Source organism: Mesorhizobium sp. WSM4842 (genome assembly GCF_055901575.1).
The window spans coordinates 1,760,297-1,780,906 of the sequence record NZ_CM148372.1; the positions used below are offsets into that span (position 1 = coordinate 1,760,297).

General features: G+C 62.9%; 21 protein-coding genes and 1 riboswitch. Of the genes, 11 read left to right on the forward strand and 10 right to left on the reverse strand.

The genetic code is table 11. The annotated features are described in order from the left end of the window. Positions 1-110 precede the first annotated feature (110 nt). Together AC0NIE_RS08445 and AC0NIE_RS08450 are read left to right on the forward strand one after the other, a co-directional pair. Positions 111-1,937: an ABC transporter ATP-binding protein/permease gene (locus AC0NIE_RS08445; protein ID WP_473488110.1), complete on the forward strand. Its 1,827-nt coding sequence runs from the start codon at positions 111-113 to the stop codon at positions 1,935-1,937. 201 nt (positions 1,938-2,138) lie between these two features. Further along, positions 2,139-2,939, forward strand: a complete 801-nt coding sequence (locus AC0NIE_RS08450; RefSeq protein WP_425294106.1) for a DUF1194 domain-containing protein — start codon at positions 2,139-2,141, stop codon at positions 2,937-2,939. Between the two features lie 79 nt (positions 2,940-3,018). Here AC0NIE_RS08450 and metW read toward each other — a convergent pair whose 3' ends face one another. Next, entirely contained in the window at positions 3,019-3,633 is a 615-nt protein-coding gene (gene metW, locus AC0NIE_RS08455) for a methionine biosynthesis protein MetW (protein WP_023797197.1), read from the reverse strand. A 169-nt stretch (positions 3,634-3,802) separates the two neighbouring features. Continuing rightward, the gene (gene metX, locus AC0NIE_RS08460) at positions 3,803-4,972 is read right to left on the reverse strand and encodes a homoserine O-acetyltransferase MetX (RefSeq protein ID WP_473488111.1); all 1,170 of its coding nucleotides are present in this window, start codon (positions 4,970-4,972) and stop codon (positions 3,803-3,805) included. 119 nt (positions 4,973-5,091) lie between these two features. Next, positions 5,092-5,169, reverse strand: a riboswitch (SAM riboswitch). Positions 5,170-5,480: 311 nt separating this feature from the next. On the opposite strand from metX, the gene hisC reads away from it, so the two are divergent. Together hisC and AC0NIE_RS08470 are read left to right on the forward strand one after the other, a co-directional pair. After that, positions 5,481-6,590: a histidinol-phosphate transaminase gene (hisC, locus tag AC0NIE_RS08465; RefSeq protein WP_473488112.1), complete on the forward strand. Its 1,110-nt coding sequence runs from the start codon at positions 5,481-5,483 to the stop codon at positions 6,588-6,590. A 6-nt stretch (positions 6,591-6,596) separates the two neighbouring features. After that, positions 6,597-7,532: a prephenate/arogenate dehydrogenase family protein gene (locus AC0NIE_RS08470; RefSeq protein ID WP_473488113.1), complete on the forward strand. Its 936-nt coding sequence runs from the start codon at positions 6,597-6,599 to the stop codon at positions 7,530-7,532. A 100-nt stretch (positions 7,533-7,632) separates the two neighbouring features. Here the strand turns inward: AC0NIE_RS08470 and AC0NIE_RS08475 are convergent, their stop codons facing one another. Then, positions 7,633-8,556 carry a sugar kinase gene (locus AC0NIE_RS08475; protein ID WP_123148622.1) on the reverse strand — a complete coding sequence of 308 codons (924 nt, stop codon included), beginning with the start codon at positions 8,554-8,556 and terminating at the stop codon, positions 7,633-7,635. A gap of 54 nt (positions 8,557-8,610) precedes the next feature. Beyond that, positions 8,611-9,609: a DUF2125 domain-containing protein gene (locus tag AC0NIE_RS08480; RefSeq protein WP_473488114.1), complete on the reverse strand. Its 999-nt coding sequence runs from the start codon at positions 9,607-9,609 to the stop codon at positions 8,611-8,613. A gap of 109 nt (positions 9,610-9,718) precedes the next feature. On the opposite strand from AC0NIE_RS08480, the gene AC0NIE_RS08485 reads away from it, so the two are divergent. Beyond that, positions 9,719-10,264 carry a gamma-glutamylcyclotransferase gene (locus tag AC0NIE_RS08485; RefSeq protein ID WP_095493433.1) on the forward strand — a complete coding sequence of 182 codons (546 nt, stop codon included), beginning with the start codon at positions 9,719-9,721 and terminating at the stop codon, positions 10,262-10,264. An 84-nt stretch (positions 10,265-10,348) separates the two neighbouring features. Here AC0NIE_RS08485 and AC0NIE_RS08490 read toward each other — a convergent pair whose 3' ends face one another. Then, positions 10,349-11,329 (reverse strand): quinone oxidoreductase family protein, encoded by a 981-nt coding sequence (locus AC0NIE_RS08490; RefSeq protein WP_473488115.1) that lies wholly within the window; start codon positions 11,327-11,329, stop codon positions 10,349-10,351. A gap of 169 nt (positions 11,330-11,498) precedes the next feature. Here AC0NIE_RS08490 and AC0NIE_RS08495 point away from each other — a divergent pair, with 169 nt between their 5' ends. From AC0NIE_RS08495 to AC0NIE_RS08505, 3 genes are all read left to right on the forward strand, one after another. Next, positions 11,499-12,467, forward strand: a complete 969-nt coding sequence (locus AC0NIE_RS08495; RefSeq protein ID WP_473488116.1) for a GlxA family transcriptional regulator — start codon at positions 11,499-11,501, stop codon at positions 12,465-12,467. A 165-nt stretch (positions 12,468-12,632) separates the two neighbouring features. After that, positions 12,633-13,580, forward strand: a complete 948-nt coding sequence (locus tag AC0NIE_RS08500) for an aldo/keto reductase (protein ID WP_473488117.1) — start codon at positions 12,633-12,635, stop codon at positions 13,578-13,580. 147 nt (positions 13,581-13,727) lie between these two features. Next, on the forward strand, positions 13,728-14,345 hold the full coding sequence (locus AC0NIE_RS08505; protein ID WP_473488118.1) for a LysE family translocator: 618 nt from the start codon (positions 13,728-13,730) through the stop codon (positions 14,343-14,345). Positions 14,346-14,371: 26 nt separating this feature from the next. On the opposite strand, the gene AC0NIE_RS08510 is transcribed toward AC0NIE_RS08505, so the two are convergent. Together AC0NIE_RS08510 and AC0NIE_RS08515 are read right to left on the reverse strand one after the other, a co-directional pair. Further along, positions 14,372-15,166: a lysophospholipid acyltransferase family protein gene (locus AC0NIE_RS08510; protein WP_473488119.1), complete on the reverse strand. Its 795-nt coding sequence runs from the start codon at positions 15,164-15,166 to the stop codon at positions 14,372-14,374. A gap of 103 nt (positions 15,167-15,269) precedes the next feature. Further along, the gene (locus AC0NIE_RS08515; protein WP_123148629.1) at positions 15,270-16,181 is read right to left on the reverse strand and encodes a LysR family transcriptional regulator; all 912 of its coding nucleotides are present in this window, start codon (positions 16,179-16,181) and stop codon (positions 15,270-15,272) included. A 107-nt stretch (positions 16,182-16,288) separates the two neighbouring features. Between AC0NIE_RS08515 and AC0NIE_RS08520 the strand changes: the two genes are divergently transcribed. The 3 genes from AC0NIE_RS08520 to AC0NIE_RS08530 all read left to right on the forward strand — a co-directional run bounded on the left by AC0NIE_RS08520 (position 16,289) and on the right by AC0NIE_RS08530 (position 18,072). Continuing rightward, positions 16,289-16,840 (forward strand): carboxymuconolactone decarboxylase family protein, encoded by a 552-nt coding sequence (locus AC0NIE_RS08520; protein ID WP_473488120.1) that lies wholly within the window; start codon positions 16,289-16,291, stop codon positions 16,838-16,840. A 116-nt stretch (positions 16,841-16,956) separates the two neighbouring features. Further along, a complete protein-coding gene (locus AC0NIE_RS08525; protein WP_473488121.1) occupies positions 16,957-17,427 on the forward strand; it encodes a nuclear transport factor 2 family protein in 471 nt (156 codons plus the stop codon). 12 nt (positions 17,428-17,439) lie between these two features. Continuing rightward, positions 17,440-18,072, forward strand: a complete 633-nt coding sequence (locus tag AC0NIE_RS08530; RefSeq protein WP_473488122.1) for a pyridoxamine 5'-phosphate oxidase family protein — start codon at positions 17,440-17,442, stop codon at positions 18,070-18,072. 24 nt (positions 18,073-18,096) lie between these two features. Here AC0NIE_RS08530 and AC0NIE_RS08535 read toward each other — a convergent pair whose 3' ends face one another. The 3 genes from AC0NIE_RS08535 to ftsE form a co-directional block, all read right to left on the reverse strand. Then, positions 18,097-18,819 carry a YdcF family protein gene (locus AC0NIE_RS08535; protein ID WP_123148632.1) on the reverse strand — a complete coding sequence of 241 codons (723 nt, stop codon included), beginning with the start codon at positions 18,817-18,819 and terminating at the stop codon, positions 18,097-18,099. A gap of 78 nt (positions 18,820-18,897) precedes the next feature. Beyond that, entirely contained in the window at positions 18,898-19,887 is a 990-nt protein-coding gene (locus tag AC0NIE_RS08540) for a cell division protein FtsX (RefSeq protein WP_473488123.1), read from the reverse strand. Beyond that, positions 19,880-20,539, reverse strand: coding sequence for a cell division ATP-binding protein FtsE (gene ftsE, locus AC0NIE_RS08545; RefSeq protein ID WP_010911739.1), 660 nt, complete (start codon positions 20,537-20,539; stop codon positions 19,880-19,882). Before ftsE ends, AC0NIE_RS08540 begins: the two co-directional genes overlap by 8 nt. Positions 20,540-20,610: the final 71 nt, after the last annotated feature.

Sequence of the window (20,610 nt, forward strand, 5' to 3'; positions counted from 1 at the left end):
GATCGGAATCGCGCTTTTTCTCACCTATCTGTCGAGGGCGGGTTAGGTACCCGATTGAGTCGACATGTTCATCGGTTCCAGCACCGCTTCCGAATTGAAGGACTTCACCAATGGCTGATTATCCGGATGTCGAAGCCAGCGCCAAGCCGGTTGCCGCGTCGATCGAAACCAGCAGCCTGCGTGACCAATTGGCGACGATCAAGCTGGCGCTGGGGACCTCGCCGATCCGCAAACACCTGCTCTGGGCCTGCGTCGGCATAGTCGCCGTCATTGTGGCAACCTCGATTGGGCAGGTTCTGCTCAATCGCTGGAACGAGCCCTTCTACGATGCGCTGGCTCGGCGCGACATGCAGGGCTTCCTGCACCAGCTTCTGGTCTTTGCCGCCATCGCCGGCGGGCTTGTGGTGCTCAATGTCGGCCAGACCTGGCTCGACCAGACGATCCGGCTGAAGCTGCGCGAGGCGTTGACCCTCGATCTGATCGGTGAATGGATGCGGCCGGCCCGCGCCTTCCGGCTCGCCAACGCCGGCGCCATCGGCGTCAACCCTGACCAGCGCCTGCAGCAGGATGCCGGGCATCTCTCCGATCTTTCCACCGGTCTCGGCATAGGGCTGTTGCAATCGTTCATTCTGCTTGTTTCGTTCGTCGGCGTCCTATGGTCGCTGTCTTCGGGCTTCGTCTTCCATATCGGCGGCTATTCGCTGGCCATTCCGGGCTACATGGTGTGGGCCGCGATCCTCTATGCCGGCACGGCCTCCTGGCTGAGCTGGCTGGTCGGACGGCCGCTCATCCGCTTCAACAGCGACCGCTATACGCGTGAAGCGGAGCTGCGCTCCTCGGTTGTCCGCGTCAACGAGAATGTCGATGCCATCGCGCTTGCGCACGGCGAGGCCGACGCGAGACGACGGCTCGAGCTCGACCTCGGCACGGTGCTGGGCGCGATGCGGCGCATCTACAGCGCCCAGATCAATCTTTCCTGGGTGACCGATACCTATGGCTGGATCACTGTCGTCGCGCCGATCCTCGTCGCCTCGCCGGTCTATTTTGCCGGCGATATCAGCTTCGGCGGGCTGATGATGGCAGTCGGCGCCTTCAACCAGGTGCATGCCTCGTTGCGCTGGTTCATCAACAATATCGGCGGTATCGCCGATTGGCGCGCCACGCTGATGCGCGTCGCCGATTTCCGCATCGCGCTCGTTGAAACGGATGTGCTGCACGATAGCGAAGAACGCATCACGATCGGCGAAAACCCGAATGGCAGGCTGACATTCGAGAACCTCGAGGTCGCGTCGCGGGATGGATGTACGAAGCTCGCCGAGCCCCATATCGAAATCCGCGCCGGCGAGCGCGTCATGATCACCGGAGATCCGCGCGCCGGCAAGACGCTGTTCTTTCGCGCCATTGCCGGTCTGTGGCCGTGGGGAAGCGGGCGGATCGGCATGCCGGCCGGAGAGGTGCCCGCCTTCGTTCCCCGAAAACCCTATTTCCCGCTCGGCACGCTGCGCGAAGTGCTCGACCACGCCGATGCGGCGGTTAGCGACGCCGAGATCTCGGCGGTGCTTGCCGAGGTCGGTCTCGGGCGTCTGTCGTCCTCGCTCGACCGCTCGGCGCGCTGGGAGCGCGAATTGAGCGATGACGAGCAGCGCCTGCTTGCCTTTGCCCGGCTGGTCTTGCGGCAGCCGAAATGGGTGATCATCGACGAGGCCTTGGACACGTTCGACGGCGCGACGCTGAGGCGGGTGCTGTCGATGCTGGAGGCGCGTCTGGCCGACGCCGCAATCCTCAATATCGGCCGAGGCCAGCAGAACATTGAATTCTTTCCACGCTCATTGGCGATTGTGAAAGACATCGAGCGACCGGCTCTCAAGCCAGTCCGTGTCAGGGCCGGCGCGATCGAACCACCCCCGGCCGTCGCCGCAGCCTACCAAGAGACGTAGCCGGCTATACGCCGCCAAGCTTTATTTCGCCGTGATCGCAGCGAAAGATTGGCTGGTATCGTTCGAAAGCCTGCGGCGTTGGACCCATGCTTGACGCGCTTAAAGCGCGTCCCGGTGAAGAGATTCATGCGACACGCTTTAAGCCTCTGTTTCTATTCATGTCGTTACCCCAAAGCCGCTGCGCACTTTTGGGCGACATGCATTAGCCTGCTTGCCTGCCTTGCCTGCGCTCAGGCAGCACCACTCGCCGCGCCCGCCGATGCCATTGCAGTGGACGTCGAACTGGTGCTGGCGGTCGACATTTCGCACTCGATGGACGAAAAGGAATTCGCGCTGCAGCGCGCTGGCTATGTCGAGGCGCTGCGCCATCCCGACTTCATCAATGCGGTGCGTTCGGGCGTGACCGGCCGCATTGCGCTGGCCTATTTCGAATGGGCAGGCACCGTCCGCGACGATGCGGTCATTGCCTGGCAGGTCATCGACAATGCTGAGAGCGCTAACGCTTTCGCCGACAAGATCGAGGCGCGCCCGTTCAGGAGCTTTCGCGGCACCTCGATTTCCGGTGCGCTCGCCTTCGGCGCCAAGCTTTTGGATGGAGCCGCTTTCGACGCGACGCGCAGCGTCATCGACATTTCAGGCGATGGCCCCAACAATACCGGGATGCCCGTCACCACGACACGCGACGCCGCGGTGGCAAAGGACATCGTCGTCAACGGCCTGCCGATCCTGATCAGCCCGTCGCCCAGCTTTAGCCATCTCGACCGGTACTATGCCGAGTGCGTTACCGGCGGGCCAGGTTCCTTCGTGCTGCCGGTCTATGCCGCTTCCGAATTCGTGACCGCCATACGCCGCAAGCTGGTCCTGGAGGTCAGCGGTGTTGCCGGTCCCAGGGCCGCTCCCGCGACACTCCGGGTCGATGCGGCAACGCCGGTCGACTGTTTGCAAGGCGAGCGCGGCCGCCAGTTTTTCTCCGATCCGTATTTTCCGGAGCTTGATCGCTAGCTAGACTTGGTCGATGAATGGCGAACAGTCGCAGATGGTCTCCGGACTCTTGCCGGCCGCGCGCCATATGCGACGGCCGTTATCGCTTCAGCAGGAACACCGCTTGCTGGCCAAAGAAATTCCAGAACCACCAAGGCATCGACAGGCCGATTTTCTGGCCATTGGCGTCGAGCGCGGTTGCTTTTTCTACCGTTGCGCCGAGCTCTTCGCAGAGATTGACGAAGTCGCGGATGGTGCAGAAATGGATGTTGGGCGTGTCGTACCAGGAATAGGGCAGGTCCTTGGTCACCGGCATCCGCCCTTCGACGAACAGCGAAAGGCGCACCCGCCAGTGGCCGAAATTGGGGAAGGAGACGATGGCGTGCTTGCCGATCCTAAGCAACTCGTCGAGCACCAGCTTCGGGTTGCGGGTCGCCTGCAAGGTCTGCGACAGGACGACGAAATCAAAACCCTTGTCGGGATAGAATTTGAGGTCCTTGTCGGCGTCGCCCTGGATGACGGACAGGCCGCGCGCCACGCATTCGTTGACGCCGCGCTGCGACAGTTCCATCCCACGGCCGTCGACCTGCTTCGTTGCCTGCAGCAATTCGAGCAGCAGGCCATCACCGGAGCCGACGTCCAGCACCCGCGACTGCGGCGGGATGAGATCGGCGACGACTTCGAGGTCGACGCGCTGGGCGTGGTTGACACTCATGATCGTGGCTTTTGCTTGGCGCATGACCTTGATCCGAAAAGTCTGCAACTTTTCGGGGCCATGCGCTGCCTGGCACATGATCCCGGTCCGAAAAGTCTGCAACTTTTCGGGGTCATGCGCTGATGCATGGCGCAAGATGCCGGTCCGGAAAGCCTGCAATCTTCAGGGATCATGCGCTGAGCCCCCTGGCGCGAGCCGCCGAGGCGATAAAGCCGTTGATGGCAGCAAACAGCTCCGGCTCGTCGAGCAGGAAGGCGTCGTGGCCGCGATCGGTCTCGATCTCGACGAAGGACACCGAGGCGCCGGCCGCGTTCAACGCGTGAACGACCGAGCGGCTCTCCTCGGTCGGGAACAGCCAGTCGCTGGTGAAGGAGACCAGGCAGAAACGGGTTCTGGTGCCGGCAAAGGCGTCGGCCAGCCGGCCGCCATGATCGGCGGCGAGATCGAAATAGTCCATCGCCCGGGTCATGTAGAGATAGGAGTTGGCGTCGAAGCGGTCGACGAAGGTCATGCCCTGATGGCGCAGATAGCTCTCAATCTGGAAGTCGGCGTCGAAACCGAAGGTGAGCGCTTCACGGTCCTGCAGGTTGCGGCCAAACTTCCGGTGCAGGGCCGCCTCCGACAGATAAGTGATGTGAGCGGCCATGCGCGCCACAGCCAGTCCCTTTTCCGGGCGCTTGCCCTGCTCGAAATATTTGCCGCCATGCCAGTCCGGATCGGCCATCACCGCTTGCCGGCCGACCTCATGGAAGGCGATGTTCTGCGAGGAATGGCGTGCGCCAGTGGCGATCGGCAGCGCCGAGAAAACGCGCTCCGGATAGCTCGACGCCCATTGTAGCACCTGCATGCCGCCCATCGAGCCGCCGAGCACCGAGAACAGTTTTTCGATGCCGAAATGATCGACCAGCATCAACTGCGCCCGCACCATGTCGCGGATGGTGATGATCGGCAGGTCGAGCCCGTAGGGCTTGCCGGTGGCTGGATTGGTCGAGGCGGGGCCGGTCGAGCCGAGGCAGCCGCCGATGACGTTTGAGCAGATGACGAAGAAGCGGCTGGTGTCGATGATCTTGCCGGGGCCAATCAGCACTTCCCACCAGCCCGGCTTGCCGGTCACTGGATTGGTGCTGGCGACATGCTGGTCGCCGGTCAGTGCATGGCAGACGAGGATGGCGTTGGAGCGGGCGTCGTTGAGCGTGCCGTAAGTCTTGTAGGCGATCTGGAACGGTGACAGCAGCGTGCCGGCATCGAGCTTGAGCGGCTCGTCGGCACCGAAACGCAACACCGGGCTCGACGGCTCGTCGGCCTCGTTGTTGGTTCTTTTAGTGAGCAGCGCGACCATCGCATCCTCTTACATTAACCCATCGCGCTTTCCGAAAGTCGATTCCGATTTTCGGGTCGATGCGACTGTCCGGCCGGCTACGGACAACAAAAAACCGACATCGCCTTCGCAAAGCCGGTTACAGGATGCAAACGGCCCTTTAGCGAGTTGTTTAACGTGGCTGCAAGCCGACCGGCCAAATCACCACGGGATTTCGCCTTTCTTCTAGGACCGGAGCGTCTCGGCGTCAACGGCCAGTCGTTCACCCACGCCAGTCGCTCACCCATGATCGCCGCCTCTCGACATTCCAGGCCACGGCTTGTATTTCCGCTGCGGCTTCTAGTGTGGCGAATCCGAAATTCGCATCGCGTTGGAGCAGCGCAGTGGGCGAATTTCGGATTCGCCACACTAGCAACCAATGAATTCTAGTGTGCTGGATTTGAAGTTCCTGAGCGCTGTTGCCACCAAAATGGCAGGAACTTCAAATCCACCACACTAGGTGGAAGCGTTCTCGACGGATTTTTGCAATATGAACCAGGCATCGGATCAGGCACGTCCAACGCCCCGCGCGGGGATCATGGACATCGAAGCCTATGTGCCGGGCAAAAGCACGGCGCCGGCCGGCGTTGCCAAGGTCCACAAATTGTCGTCGAACGAGAACCCGCTCGGCCCCTCGCCGAAGGCGATAGAAGCCGCGCGCGACGTCGCGGCCAAACTCGACATATATCCCGACGGCACCGCCAGGCGCCTGCGGGAGGCGATCGCTGAGGTGCATGGCCTCAACCCGGCGAACATCGTCTGTTCCAATGGTTCCGACGAGATTCTCGGCCTGCTTGCGCAGACCTATCTCGCGCCCGGCCATGAAGCTGTGATCACCGAACACGGCTTCATGGTCTACAAGATCTACATCCAGTCGGCAGGTGCTGTCCCGGTGTCGGTCAAGGAAACCAATGAGCGCGCCGACGTCGATGCGATCCTCGCTGCGGTGACGCCGCGTACCAGGATCATCTTCCTCGCCAATCCCAACAACCCGACCGGCACCTATTTGCCGTTCCAGGAGGTGCGCCGCCTGCATGCCAGCCTGCCTCGAAACGTGCTTCTGGTGCTGGATGCAGCCTATGCCGAATATGTCCGCCGCAATGATTATGAAGCCGGCGTCGAGCTGGTGGCTGGCGCGGAAAACGTGGTTATGACCCGCACCTTCTCCAAGCTCGGCCTCGGCGGTGCGCGGATCGGCTGGATGTACGCGCCGATGCATATCATCGACGCGATCAACCGCGTGCGAGGTCCCTTCAACGTCAACGCGACGGCGATCGAGGCCGGCATTGCCGCGATCCGCGACCGCGCCCATGTCGAGCGCAGCGTGGCTCATAACGACACTTGGCTGCGATGGGTGAGCGAGGAGTTGACCAAACTCGGACTGCGGGTGACGCCGAGCGTCGGCAATTTCGTCCTCATCCACTTTCCCGAGGACAAAAAACATTCGGCGGCAGCTGCGGACGATTACCTCTCCGCGCGCGGCTATATATTGCGGCGCGTTTCCGGCTACGGCTTCCCCAATGCACTGCGCATGAGCATCGGCACCGAAGAGGCCAATCGCGGCGTTGTCGCCGCCCTCGCGACATTTCTGAAAAGCTAGAAGACCATGACATCACCGATGTTCGAAAAGATCGCGCTGGTCGGCATTGGCCTGATCGGCTCGTCGCTGGCCCGCGTAATCCATCGCGAAGGCCTTGCCGGTCACGTCGCCATCTCGACGCGCAGCGAAACGACCCTGGCGCGGGCGCGGGAACTCGGCCTCGGCTCCTCCTACGCGATGGACGCGAAAGAGGCGGTCGGCGATGCCGACCTGGTCATCGTTTCGGTGCCGGTCGGCTCTTCGGGCGAGGTCGCCGAGGAAATCGCACCGGCGCTGAAGCAGGGCGCCATCCTCACCGATGTCGGCTCGACCAAGGCGTCGGTCATCGCGCAGATGCAGCCGCATGTGCCTGCTGGCGTGCATTTCATTCCCGGCCATCCGCTGGCCGGCACTGAAAAATCGGGCCCGGACGCCGGCTTTGCCGAACTGTTCGAAAACCGCTGGTGCATCTTCACGCCGTTGCCCGGCACCGATCCGGCCGCCTTGGAAAAGCTCTCGGAATTCTGGCGCCGCTGCGGCTCCAACATCGACACGATGGATCCCCAGCATCACGACATGACATTGGCCATCGTCTCGCATCTGCCGCACATCATCGCCTACAACATCGTCGGAACCGCCGACGACCTGGAGTCGGTGACCAAGTCCGAGGTGATCAAATATTCGGCCTCCGGCTTTCGCGACTTCACTCGCCTTGCCGCGTCCGACCCGACGATGTGGCGGGACGTCTGCCTGCACAACAAGGACGCCATTCTCGAAATGCTGGCGCGGTTCTCGGAAGATCTGGCCTCGCTGCAGCGGGCGATCCGCTGGGGCGACGGCGAAAAACTTTTCGACCTGTTCACCCGCACCCGCGCCGTCCGCCGCTCGATCATCGAGGCCGGTCAGGACATCGACGTACCGGACTTTGGCCGGCAGGCAGTCGAGCACCCGGCCAAGGGATAGAGCATCGGACCCAAAAGTGGGTACTGGTTTTGGGAAAATCCGATGCTCAAACAAAAAGATAGAGCAGCGGTACGATTCGATTTGAAAGTCCGCCGCTGTCTCAGGCCGGCCAGTGAGCCGCCATCATCGCCAGTGTCTCGGCCCTGTCCGGCGCGCCCAGCCTGCCGCCGAAGCGCAGGCATTTGAGCGCGGCGGCGGCGCTGGCAAAGCGCAATGTCCGTTCGATCGGCATCGCCTCCGCCAACCCGACGGCAAAGGCGCCGTGAAACACGTCGCCGGCGGCAAGCGTATCCACTGCGTTGATCCTTGGCGCTGCGACATGGCGCACGGACCCAGCCGAGCGGTCGAACCACCAGCTTCCCGCCGCGCCGCCGGTCACCGCGACAAACGCATCGGTGCGTCTGCCCAGCGCTTCACAGGCCTTTTGCGGACCTCGTTCCTCGCCGCCGAGGATGAACGCCGCCGGCTCCGACGCGACGATGTGCGAGGCCAGCGGAAACAGCCGTTCCAGCACGTCTCGTGGCGCGGTGTCGGCGTCCAGTATGGCCGGACGGCCGATTTCGCGCGCCGCCGCCATGGCCAGAGCTGCTGCGCCCGGCCAGCGCACATCGACCAGGACGGCGTCGAATGCGGTGAGATCTTGAATGGGAAGCGCCCCGGGGTCGGCCTGGGCGAGTTGGTCATAGAATGGAACGATGATGCGCTCGCCATGCGTGTCGACCAAGATGGCCGACAGTGCCGACCGCGCGCCGCCGACGCGCCGGACAAAGCTGCAATCGACGCCTTCGGCCTCGATCCCGGCGACCAGCTGATCGCCGACGAGGTCGTCGCCCGCGCTCGCCCATAGCGATACGTCCGCGCCGAGGCGACGTGCGGCGCAGGCCGCGCTCGAAGCCATGCCCGAGGCGATCTGGACGCCGTCGGACGCGATGAACTTGCCCTGACGTGCCGGAAGCGTGTCGACGCGAAGGATGGTATCGAGCGTCAGCGCGCCAACACTCAGGAGCTTCACCGGGCTGTTCATCTATCTTCCTGTTTCATCATGATCTTCTCCGAACTGGAGGTTCGCAATCATGGTCTAATCGACCGGCTTGATCCTGCCCAGCGGGATAAAACCCAGCGAGGCCTTGCCCTTGACGACCTTGAGGGGCATCGACGGTTCGTTGCCAAGCAGCGCCAGCCCGGCAAAGCCGGTTTTGATCTGGCTCTTCTGCTCGGGAATGGCCTTGCCGAGGATTGCCGCCACCGCCTTCGGATCGCTGAGCTTGATCATCAGGTCGGCGTCGATCAGCCCGTCGGCATCGACCGACACCGGTCCGGAAACGGTGACGCGCGCGGTCCCCGACGACAGATCAAGCTTGCCGATATCCATCGCCTGGCCGCGCAGGCTCTCTGTTTGTGTCTTGATCAGCGCCACGCCGTTCTTCAGCGTCACGTCGCCACTGCCGTCGAGCGACGGCAGCACGCGGCCATCGATGGCATCCGGTTCGATTTCGAGATTGGTGAAACTCCCGGAATAGTCGATGTCCTGGCCGTTCGGACGCAGTTGTCCGGCCGCTGTCCCGGCGCTGAACAACTCGACCGGGTCTGTGCCATCCGCCGGATCGGTCTGGGCTGACAGGCCCTCGGCCTCCAGTGAAACGCGCCGGGGCAGGGGCCAGGATAGTTTGACGTTCGCTCGCAGATCATCCCAATCGATCCACAGCGGCGCCATCCCCGGCACGGAGGTTCTGAGCGGCCCCCGCAGGTCGGCGCCAGGCGACAGGATCTGGGTGATGTGCGTGACGGCGTTGAGGCTGCCGAGCGAGGCTGCGACGTTCCTGTTGTCGTCCTGATAAGCCAGGCTGTCGCAGGAAACCGCGAAGCTCAGCGGATAGCCGCTGACCGTGAGATTGGCGCAGTCCGCCTCGATGCCATTGCCGTTGAGCTCGGCCACTGCTTTGTCGGCTTCGCTCTTGACCTTGTCCGCCAGGTAGAACCAGCCGGCGCTGTAGAGGCCGAACAGCACAAGGATGAAAGCGCCAAACCAGAAGAGGCGGCGGCGAAAATTCGGCGGACGCTCGTCACTTGACGTCATGCTACGGCTCTCGCTAGCGCGTGTTGCAGAGGGGACTGTCGTTTCCGGCAACATCAGGTAGACGGAGACGGATTGAAAAAAACGCGGTGCTGCAACCAGGCTTGGCGATATGGGCGATTTTTGGGTTTTTGGCTACGGTTCGCTGATCTGGCGGCCGGGATTTGCGCATGTCGAGACGCGGCGCGCGCGCCTCCACGGCTACCGCCGGTCGCTGTGCGTCTACTCCTTCGTGCATCGCGGCACGCGCGAACGGCCCGGCCTGGTGCTCGGCCTCGACCGTGGCGGCTCCTGCATTGGGCTGGCTTTCCGCGTCCCCGGCGATCTGCGCAACGAGGTCATCACCTATCTGCGCGAGCGCGAGTTGGTCACCAATGTCTATCGCGAGCGCATGCTTAGCATTCGCCTCGACAATGACGCTACGAACGGCGAGACGGATGGGGGCGAGACGGTCTCGGCGGTCGCCTATGTCGTCGATCGTGCCCACGAGCAATATGCCGGCGCGCTCGATGCCGCCGATGCGGCGACCGTCGTTCGCGGTGCCGTCGGCCAGTCGGGAAAGAACGAGGACTACGTGCTCAGCACGCTGGAGCACCTCGAAGCGCTGGGCATCCGCGACCACTGGCTGGAAGAGGTAGCGAAACGGATCGGGTCGTGATCTTCTTTCGTTGTTTGACCATGATCCCGAAAACCGGTTCCCATTTTTTCGTCGCTGACCTTCGGTTCGGGATCATGGTCCGGGTTACATCCTGAAAATCTGCTTTCCGAGATCGGCGCGATCCAGGCTGTTTGTCACGGCGAGCTCGAACTCCGCCAGCGGATGGATGCCGCCAACAGGGACATGGAAATCGGGTTGGCCGAAGATGTCGACAATCTCGCGCAACACTGGCCGGTCGGCTTCGACAGGCGGCGAAAAGAAGTAGCGGTAGATATTTGCCCTGATCTCGAGGCCGCTCAGCAGCACGTCGAAATTGTGCAGTTCGAAACGCTCGGTGCTCATGCCGCCATTGATAACCATCTGCCCGCCCATCGCCAGGGTGCGGATCAACTCGCCACTGACGGGTCCGCCGACATTATCGATGATCCCGTTCAGCCCGGCGCCGTCGGTCATGTCCATGACTGCTTCCCTGATGCCGACCTTCAAACCCGATAGATCGAGGATGGCGGTGGCACCAAGCCCCTTCAGGTCCAGCCTGTCGCGAGATCGTCGCACGAGCGCAATCACGTTGATGCCGCGCCGTTGGGCGAACTGCATCACCATCGTCGAAACCGATGAATAGCCGGCCGTGACGGCCAGCCACTGTCCAGGCTGCACACGGGAATCCGCCAGCAGGTCCCAGGCGGTGATTGGGTTCACCATCTGCCCGGCGCGTTCGACCGGATAGCCGGCGGGCAGCGGGATCAGCCAAGCGGCCGGAACGGCCGCATATTCTGCCCAGCTGTTGTAGTAGCTGAATGCGACAAGCGTGCCCGGTTTCAAGGCGACGTTCGCGCCCACGGCCTCGACAATACCGGCGCCATGGTTTCCGGCGATCTGGCAGGGGAAATGCGGCTTCTTCGGTTCGGGATAGAGGTTCTGGATGAACAGAAAGTCGCCAGGGTTGATCGAGGCGGAGACCATCCTGAGCAGCACCTCACGGTCGCCGATTCGCGGCATGGGCACGTCGCCGAGATAGAGCACGTCCTGCGGCGAGCCGATTGCGTCGAATACAACTGCTTTCATGGTGGTCTCCAATAAAGGGCGATCTGGCCATGCAATCTGGACGCGGCCAGATCGCAGGCACCGGTGTTTGCATCGGCGTCGCGGAACCTAAGGCCGCTGGCAAAAATCGGAATTGGCAGATTTGACAATCTATGTGCTAAACTTGCCATAGCTGTTCAAAGGAGCCATCTTGGACAATCGTCCCGTCCACGCCGTGATCTGGCTGCCGTCGACGTTCTATTCGGCCGTCGCCGCGACGCTTGTCGAAATGTTCGAGCTGGTAAGCACCATTCGCGGCGCGCCGGCGATTTCCTTCGAATTCGTGGCACGGCAGGCCGACGCCACGACGACGCCTGGAATCTCCTTTCACACCAGACGCGAACCCTCGCAGCGGATGGACCTGCTGGTCCTGCTGGCCATGCCCGGCATGCAAATCCCGGAGCTTGTTGCCGCGCTCGAGGAAGAGAGCCGCCACGCCGCGCCGCTTATCGCAAGCGCGCAACGCGACGGCGCCATCATCGCCGCGCATTGCGGGGCCGGTTACTTCCTGGCAGACGCCGGTCTTCTCGACCGAAAGCGCGCGACGATCTCCTGGTGGCTGAAGACCGATGCCCAGCGTCGCTTTCCGAAGGTGCGTTGGGACGCTTCACGTGTGCTGATCGGGGACGGACGGATCTATACTTGCGGCGGCGGTTTTTCAGGCCTGGAGCTCGGCAAGGCGCTTCTGCGGGATCTTGGCTTCGCCAGGGAGGAGCGCCTGGTTCGCAAGTTGCTGGTGTTGCCGCCGTCGCGGCAGATCCAGACACCCTACGAGTTCCCGCTCACCGATCTGCTACCTTCGCAAGGGCCGTTCCGCGACCGGCTCGAAACCTTGTCCAGAAAACAGCTCGGAGCGCTCGACCTTGCCTTCCTTGGTGCGCAACTCGGTCTGTCGCCGCGAACGCTTGCGCGCCGGTTTTCCGATGAATTGCACACCACTCCCGGCCGATGGATCCAAGACCGGCGCCTTGAGGCCGCGAAAACACTTCTTGAAAGCACCAAACTCGGTATTTCGGAAATATGTTACCAGGTCGGATACCGGGACACGGCCTCATTCAGCCGACTTTTCAACCGCGTGGTCGGACTGCCGCCTGGTGAATACCGGCGCCAGAGCCAGTAGACATCGGCTGGAACTTCGAACGCGGCGGATCGCGCCCCCGGATCGCGCCCTTGTGAAGCACTGGTCCGTCGGAAAGAACGGCCAGGCCTTTGACCTCGGCGCGGTGAGACATAGGTAAGCGAGGGCTTTTCGCCCGCTCCTTTCCATTCCCCACGGAGATCAGTCTTGCAGAAACGTCGTCTCGGTCAAACCGACCTGTCAATCGCGCCGCTGGCTCTGGGCGGCAACGTCTTCGGCTGGACCGCCGACGAGAAAACCTCTTTCGACCTGCTCGACCGGTTCGTCGGCGCCGGCCTCAACGCCATCGACACCGCCGATTCCTATTCGCGCTGGGTTCCCGGCAACAAGGGCGGCGAATCCGAAACGATCATCGGCAAATGGATGAAGAGCCGCGGCAACCGCGACAAGGTCGTGGTGATCACCAAGGTCGGGTCGGATATGGGGCAGGGCAGGAAAGATCTCTCCGCCGCCTATATCGAAAAGGCCATCGATGCGTCGCTGAAGCGGCTGCAGACCGATGTCGTCGATCTCTATCTGTCGCACTGGCCGGACCCGACCACCCCCTACGAGGAAACGCTCGGCGCCTACCAAAAACTGCTCGCCAAGGGCAAGATCCGCCATGTCGGCGCCTCCAATCTCGACGCCGGCCAGTTGCGCGCCGCGCTCGACGTGGCAAGCCTCCGAGGCCTGCCGCGCTATGCGGTGCTGCAGCCGGAATACAATCTCTATAACCGCGCCTCCTTCGATGGGCCGCTCCGCGATCTGTGCATGGCCGATGATATCGGCGTCGTCACCTATTTCAGCCTCGCCAAAGGGTTTTTGAGCGGCAAATACCGCAGCGAAGCCGATCTTGGCAAAAGCGCGCGTGGCGACGGCGTGAAGGGCTACCTCAACGGGCGCGGCATGCGCATCCTGGCAGCACTCGACGCCGTGTCGACGCGTCACGCGGCCAAGCAGGCGGAAGTGGCGCTCGCCTGGGTGATCGCGCGGCCCGGCGTCACGGCGCCGATCGCCAGCGCCACGACGCTGGACCAGGTCGACAGCCTCGTCCGCGCTGCATCATTGAAGCTCAGTCCGGACGATATCGCCGAGCTCGACAGCGCGAGCGCATAGACGCCAGCGCGAAGCGGCGGCTTGATCAAACAGCAGCCAAGAACCGTGCGCGGCCTGCGCCGGAAGGCTCCCTGCACGATCGTTCAAGACGCCCTGGTCTGTCCTGCCATACCATTGCCCGCATCGCGCCTGGATACTGGTATACAGATGGCCGAACTGGTCTTTTCCCATCCGGAACTATGGCAGCAATTGCTCGCACTTGTGCTGGCATCGGCGGTCGTGATGGGTAGTCCGGGGCCGGCGACGATAAGCGTCACCGCCGTTGGCGCCGCCTTCGGTCTGCGCGATTCGCTCCGCTACGCCTCGGGCATCATTCTTGGGACGGTCGCCGTGCTTTTGGTCGTGGCGACGGGCATTACGGCCATGCTTGCCTCTGTGCCGAAGCTTACACCGCTCCTGGCGCTGGCATCCGCAGCCTACATCCTCTACCTCGCCTTCAAGATAGCAACGGCTCCGCCTCTGGCAGCGCGTACCGGCGGGGCGGCACGTCCCACATTCCTCGGCGGGTTTCTTCTGGCCGTCGCCAACCCGAAAGCCTATGTGGCGATTGCCGCCGTATTTGCCGGCACGTCGTCCGCCGGTGAGCTCGATGCAGGGCTCAAGCTGGCGGTCCTCGCTTCGATGATCGTCGCCATCCATGTCCTGTGGCTTCTCGCCGGAGCAGCGTTTGCGCGCTTCCTGCGCAAACCGCTGGCCTCGCGGATCATCAATCTGACGTTCGCGGCGACACTGGTTTTGACAACGGCGCTGGCTGTGATTCCCTAGGGGATACTGCCGACCAAGCCGATGGTTCAGGCCGGGGTATCGGAGCCAAGTTCCCTCAGCCGCTTTACCGCTGTCGGCGGCATTGGCGGCGGGTTTGGCGCCTGGGACGCCTCGATGAGCAGCTGGTCACAGGCGGCTTCCGTCTCGCCGATCAGCCGTTCCATGAATTCCTCCTTGCCCAACCCCGCCGGGATCGGCGGCAGGAAGCGCGCCTTGATCGTGCCGGGATAGCGCAGGAATTTCCGGCGCGGCCAGTAGAGGCCGGCAACATGGGCGACCGGCACCACGGGAATGCCAAGCTGGGTATAGAGCTCGACGATGCCGTATTTATAGGCCGGCTCGTCGCCCGGCGCCCGGCGCGTGCCCTCGGGATAGATGATCAGCTGGCGGGGATTGCGCGCCAGCTCCTGCCTAGTCGCGGCGACCACCGCTTTCAGCGCCTTCGAGCGGCTGCCGCGGTCGACCGGGATCATCCGCATTTTCAAAATGTACCAGCCGAAGAACGGGATCCAGGTCAGTTCCCGCTTCAGGATGTAGATCGGATCTTGCAGGAGGGGGAAGAAGGCGATCGCGTCCCAGAAGGATTGGTGCTTCGGCGCCAGGATGAAGGAACCCTCGGGCAGGTTTTCCTGGCCGGTGATCTCGCTTTTGGTGCCGGCGATCTTGTCATAGAGCCACATGCTGGTGCGCGACCAGAATTTCGGCACAAACCAGGCGCGGTGGCGCGGCGACAGAAAATAGTACGGGGTCCAGAGGACCATCTGGACGATCAGATTGACGTAGAAGACGAGGTTGAACGCCAGCGAGCGAATAAGGAGCATGTGGGAAGTGCCCGGTGAGGAGGTGTGCGTTGGTTACACCAAGCGCGAGCAAAAAGGAAACGATGCGAGATCGATCCGACTTGATGAACCCGCTATCCGTTCGTCAGGCCTGCCACGTCGCTTGCACCAGCCGCTTCTTCAGGCGTGGGGCGGCGAAATCGAGGAACGCGCGCAGTTTCACCGGCAGTAGACCCTGGCCGGCATGCACGAGACTGACCGACCATGGCTGCGGCTCGAATGCCTCCAGCACGGTGCGGAGCGTGCCGGACCGCACCGCAGCAGTGATCTGGTAGGAAAGCACCCTCGTCATCCCGGCGCCGGCAATCGCGGCATCGATCGCCGCTTCCGCGGTGTTGACCCGAAGCCGTGAGCGGATCGGAACAGTGAGGTCGCTCTTGCCGGTGGAAAAAGTCCATGCGGCAGGAGCGGTGAGCCCTTCGAAGGTGACGCAGCTGTGTGCCGCGAGGTCTTTCGGCGTCTTTGGCATGCCGTGCTCGGCCAGATAGGCCGGGCTCGCGCAAACAACGCGCCGGATCGAGCCGATGCGGGTGGCCACCAGGCTCGAATCGGGAAGCTCGCCGATGCGGACGGCGAGATCGATGTGCTCCTCGGTCAACTGGGTTATCCGGTCGGCGAGCATCAGGCGGATAGCCACGTCGGGGTAGGCGGCAAGGAAGCCGGTGACGACCGGCAGCACATGCAGGCGGCCAAAGACGATCGGCGCGGTGATGATCAGATCGCCCGTCGGGGCGCTGTATTCGCCGGCGGCGGCACGCTCGGCCTCGCCGACCTCGTCGAGAATACGATGGCAGGCAGCGAGGTAGGCGTGACCCGCGTCGGTCAGCGTCAGCTGCCGCGTCGAGCGGTTCAGGAGACGCGTCTTCAGATGCCGCTCCAGGTCGGAGACTTTGCGGCTGACCGTTGCAAGCGGGATGCTAAAACGGCGTCCGGCGGCCGAAAGGCTGCCGGCCTCCACCGCGGCGACGAAAAGCGACATGGCCTCGAGGCGATCCATACTTCTCCCGGAAATTGGAAGGATCAATTGCAAATATGACAGCTACATCCGAATGATGGAAGGGGCCATGTTTTGGCGGCGAAGCTGATCAATGAGAAGGAATGCCGATGCCCCGTATCCCTACGCCCGCGTCCATAGAGGCCGCGCCTGCTGCGTCGCAGCCGATGTTACATGCCGTCGAGAAGCAACTCGGCGTCGTGCCAAACGTCTTCAGGCTTGTTTCCAATAGCCCGGCTGCGCTTGAAGGCTATCTCAGTCTGTCCGGAGCGCTTGCCAAAGGCCGCCTGCCCGCGCCGACGCGCGAGCGCATCGCTCTGGCGGTCGCCGAGATCAGTGGCTGCAGCTACTGCCTTTCCGCCCACACCTATCTCGGCAAGAACCTCGCCAAGCTTGACGATGCCGAGATGGTCGCCAATCGCGGCGGCGGGTCCAACGACCCCAAGGCCGCCGCAGCGGTGCGTTTCGCCGCCAAGATTGCGCGCGACCGCGGCCATATCGGTGACGAGGATCTCAGCGCCGTCAGGCTCGCAGGCTACGACGATGCGCAGATCATCGAGATCGTCCAGCATGTCGCTCTCAATGTCTGGACCAACTATGTCAATGAGGTTGCCAGGACGGAGATCGACTTTCCTGTCGTTTCTGCCCGCAAGGCAGCCTGAATTCAGCGACCACTGTGTCGGCTTTTTGGAAAATCCGATGCTCAAACAAAAGAGATAGAGCGGCGGTACGGTTCGACTTGAAAGTCCGCCGCTCTAGCCCATCGCAAGGAGTTCCCATGTCTGAAAGCCGCCCACCGCTACCGCCATTCACCGCCGAGACCGCCGCACAAAAGGCACGCATGGCGGAGGATGCCTGGAACTCCCGTGATCCGGCACGGGTCGCGCTTGCCTACACAATCGACAGCCGCTGGCGCAACCGGGCCGAGTTCCTGCAAGGGCGCGACGCCATCCAGACCTTCCTCACACGCAAATGGGATCGCGAACGCGACTACCGGCTCATCAAGGAGGTCTGGGCGTTCCGCGACAACCGTATCGCCGTGCGTTTCGCTTATGAATGGCACGACCACAGCGGCTCGTGGTTTCGCAGCCACGGCAACGAGAACTGGGAGTTCGATGAGCTTGGATTGATGCGCTTGCGCATCGCCAGCATCAACGACCTGCCGATCCTCGAGGCCGACCGCAAATATCATTGGCCGCTTGGCCGCCGGCCGGACGACCATCCCTCTCTGACGGAACTCGGCCTTTGAAGGAGGCTTTCCATGAATGCTCACGTCTTCACCAGCGATGTCGCCTTTACGCCAACCGTCAAGGCGATCCAGGCCCGCAAAGGCTCACGTGATGCCTATGCCCGTGTCGAGGAGCGTGGCGGCTGGCAAGCCGATATCACGCCCGATCTCGCCGCCTTTATCGAGGCGCAGACCAGCGTCTTCCTGTCGACGGCCAATGGTGAGGGCCAGCCTTATATCCAGCATCGCGGCGGGCCGGCCGGCTTCCTCAAGGTGCTCGACGAGCGGACGATCGGCTTCACGGATTTCTCCGGCAACAGGCAATTCATCACCCAGGGCAATCTGGACGACAACCCCCGCGCATTCCTGTTCCTGATCGACTATGCCCACCGGCAGCGCATCAAGATCTGGGGCAGCGCGCGTGTCGTCGAGGACGATGCCGAACTGATGGCGAAGCTGATGCCGGAAGGCTACAAGGCGCGCCCCGAGCAAATCATCCTGTTCACGGTTTCGGCTTGGGATTCCAATTGCCCGCAGCACATACCACAGCGTTTCGAAGCGGCCGATGTGGCGGCGGCGCTGGCCGAGAGGGACAAGCGTATCGAATGGCTCGAACAGGAGAACGCGCGTCTGCGTGACGCCTCAAGCGCCACAGTCAAGGAATGATGCCGCTGCCGGTTCCAGATCGGCTCAGTTCGGCGCAGCAGCCTCGGCCAGCGCGACGCCGGTTGGCGTTGGCTTTACCGGCACGATGCCGCGCGCCAGCGCCAGCAGATATTTGTTGTATTCGGTGAACAGCACGCGCAGCGCCCTCGGCTTGGTCAGCCAGCCGCCATTGCCGAGATTGCTGTTGACCACTGGATAGGGCTCGAGCTTGGCCTTGTGCAGCAGCCGGCCCATTTCCAGCAGGCTGCGCGGCATGTGATAGTTGTTGGTGACAAGAATCACGGTGCCATAGGCGTGGTCTTCCACCCACTTGGCACTTTCCTCGGCATTGCCGATCGTATCGAGCGCGGCGCGGTCGATATCGACGCAGCAGGAAAACAATTTCTTGTCGCCGCGGGTCGCGACCTGAAGCTGGCGGCGGCTGGCGGAAGGATGCACGCCGCTGATCAGCAGCCGCTCGCCCTTGCCGGATGCCAGCAGACCCATAGCGGCGTCGAGACGTGAATGGCCGCCGGTCAGCACGATGATGGCATCGGCTTTTGCCGGATTGGTAGGCGTCGCGAGACGGCTGACGGTGTTGGCGAACCAGCCGAAGCCGCCGGCAAACAGCGTTGCCAGCACGAGCAGAAAGAACGCGGAGATGCGCAACGCGCCTGCCAATCGGCTAGGCTTGGCGCGCTCGCGGGAACGCGTAATCACCAAGGGCAACTGTCCAGCCATTCCGGTCGAGTCGCGCGCGTCCATCATCTTTATCGTTAACCCCGAAATGCGGCGTTTAGTAGGTGAAAAAGCACACATTACGTTACGTTAATTCTCTATTCGTGATCACCCCGCGTCCGGTTGGCGGACATCGATGTCGCTGAGATAGGTGACGACGGTGGCATGGGAGGTTGCCGCCGTCAGCGCACCGATGACCAGCACCATGAGGACAACGCCGAGATAGCCCGCCGAACCGATGGCGAAATTGCCGAACAAGGCGGTCGCCTGATCTGCCTCAGGCGTTGCCATGTTGCGCGACGACCACCATGAGAAGACGATGAAGACGAGCACCGCCGCCGCACCCCCGGCGGCTGCACCCTTCATGCCGGTGACCAGAAAGTGGTGGCGGAATTCGCGCGCGATGAAGCGCGCTTCGGCGCCGACGAAATGCAGCACCTCGATGATGTGGCCGTTGCCGGCCATGGCGCCGCGCGTCGCGAACACCACGGTCAGCACGGTTGCCGACAGCATCAGCGCCAGCACGGCGATGCCGATGGTCACCGTGGTGCGGGCCATGGCCACCAGCCGGTCGACCCAGGTGCGATGGTCGTCAAGCGCTGCACTGGGCAGTTTCGGCGTGATCGCGGCGCGCATTGCGGCGAAGTCGGGCGGGTTGTTCTCGTCTATGGTGACGATGATCAGACGCGGCACCGGCAGGTCGTCGATGTTGAGACCCGAGCCGAGCCACGGCTCCAGTAGCCGCGCCGTGGCATCGCGGTCGACGATCCTGGCGCTCTTCACGCCAGGAAATTCGCCAGCGATCTGCGAGGCCTGGGCAAGTGCTGCCTCCATGTCGAGGCCGTCTACCGGCTTGATCTGGATCGTCGCCTCGCGTGAGATCTGGTTCTCCCAGACCGAGGCGGTGTCGCGCACCAGCGTCACCGCGCCGAAGGTCAGGCAGGAGAGGAACGTCATGATGGCGATGACCAGGACCAGAGCCCGGCCGGCGATGTTCTGCGCCGGCACGATCGGCGCCATCTTGCGCTGAACGCGCTGCGTCGTCGCAGCCTTCACGGCGTGCTGGTCTTCGACATGCTGAACGGAATGGTCAGTCATAGATATCCAGCCTTCCGCCGGCCAGGATCATGCGCCGTGCGTCGACCTGTTCCATCAGGCCGAGGTCGTGGGTTGCGATCACCACCGCGGTGCCCAGTCGGTTGAGTTCGATGAACAGCCGCAACAGGCGCCGCGCCAGCGGCGGATCGACATTGCCGGTCGGCTCGTCGGCAAGCAGGATCTCGGGCTGCTCGATCAGCGCCCTGGCAATTGCGGCACGCTGTTTCTCGCCACCCGACAGCACCGGCGGCAGCACATGCATACGCTCGCCAAGGCCGACCCATTTCAAGAGCTCGGTCACGTCGGTGCGGTAGCTCGCCTCCTCGCGACCGCGCACGCGCAGCGGCAAGGCCACGTTCTCGTAGGTCGTCATGTGGTCGAGCAGGCGAAAGTCCTGGAACACGACGCCGATGCGCCGCCGCAGATGCGGCAGCTCGGTGCGCGAGATGCGCGAGCGGTCCTTGCCGAAGATGGTGATCAGTCCGCGCGTCGGCTTGAGCGACATGAACAAAAGCCGCAGCAGCGTCGTCTTGCCGGCGCCCGAAGGGCCGCTCAGGAACTGGAAGGAGCGCTCCGGTATGTGCAAGGAAATGTCGCGGAGGATTTCCGGTCCCATGCCATAGCGGAGGCCGACATTTTCGAAGCGGATCACGTTCGACGACCTGAAACTTGCGGCGGCGACGAGCCAGCCTTCTCTGAGAAAAGACCATCGGCCGGCATGGT

Excerpts from the sequence above, each read along its gene's own strand:
- AC0NIE_RS08445 (WP_473488110.1), top strand. The coding sequence starts at position 111 with ATGGCTGATTATCCGGATGTCGAAGCCAGCGCCAAGCCGGTTGCCGCG.
- metX (WP_473488111.1), bottom strand. The coding sequence starts at position 4,972 with ATGGTCGCGCTGCTCACTAAAAGAACCAACAACGAGGCCGACGAGCCG.
- AC0NIE_RS08505 (WP_473488118.1), top strand. The coding sequence starts at position 13,728 with ATGGCCGAACTGGTCTTTTCCCATCCGGAACTATGGCAGCAATTGCTC.
- AC0NIE_RS08540 (WP_473488123.1), bottom strand. The coding sequence starts at position 19,887 with ATGACTGACCATTCCGTTCAGCATGTCGAAGACCAGCACGCCGTGAAG.
- AC0NIE_RS08470 (WP_473488113.1), top strand. The coding sequence starts at position 6,597 with ATGACATCACCGATGTTCGAAAAGATCGCGCTGGTCGGCATTGGCCTG.
- metW (WP_023797197.1), bottom strand. The coding sequence starts at position 3,633 with ATGAGTGTCAACCACGCCCAGCGCGTCGACCTCGAAGTCGTCGCCGAT.
- AC0NIE_RS08535 (WP_123148632.1), bottom strand. The coding sequence starts at position 18,819 with ATGATGGACGCGCGCGACTCGACCGGAATGGCTGGACAGTTGCCCTTG.
- AC0NIE_RS08490 (WP_473488115.1), bottom strand. The coding sequence starts at position 11,329 with ATGAAAGCAGTTGTATTCGACGCAATCGGCTCGCCGCAGGACGTGCTC.
- hisC (WP_473488112.1), top strand. The coding sequence starts at position 5,481 with ATGAACCAGGCATCGGATCAGGCACGTCCAACGCCCCGCGCGGGGATC.
- AC0NIE_RS08485 (WP_095493433.1), top strand. The coding sequence starts at position 9,719 with ATGGGCGATTTTTGGGTTTTTGGCTACGGTTCGCTGATCTGGCGGCCG.
- AC0NIE_RS08520 (WP_473488120.1), top strand. The coding sequence starts at position 16,289 with ATGCCCCGTATCCCTACGCCCGCGTCCATAGAGGCCGCGCCTGCTGCG.
- AC0NIE_RS08475 (WP_123148622.1), bottom strand. The coding sequence starts at position 8,556 with ATGAACAGCCCGGTGAAGCTCCTGAGTGTTGGCGCGCTGACGCTCGAT.
- AC0NIE_RS08480 (WP_473488114.1), bottom strand. The coding sequence starts at position 9,609 with ATGACGTCAAGTGACGAGCGTCCGCCGAATTTTCGCCGCCGCCTCTTC.
- AC0NIE_RS08515 (WP_123148629.1), bottom strand. The coding sequence starts at position 16,181 with ATGGATCGCCTCGAGGCCATGTCGCTTTTCGTCGCCGCGGTGGAGGCC.
- AC0NIE_RS08525 (WP_473488121.1), top strand. The coding sequence starts at position 16,957 with ATGTCTGAAAGCCGCCCACCGCTACCGCCATTCACCGCCGAGACCGCC.
- AC0NIE_RS08510 (WP_473488119.1), bottom strand. The coding sequence starts at position 15,166 with ATGCTCCTTATTCGCTCGCTGGCGTTCAACCTCGTCTTCTACGTCAAT.
- AC0NIE_RS08530 (WP_473488122.1), top strand. The coding sequence starts at position 17,440 with ATGAATGCTCACGTCTTCACCAGCGATGTCGCCTTTACGCCAACCGTC.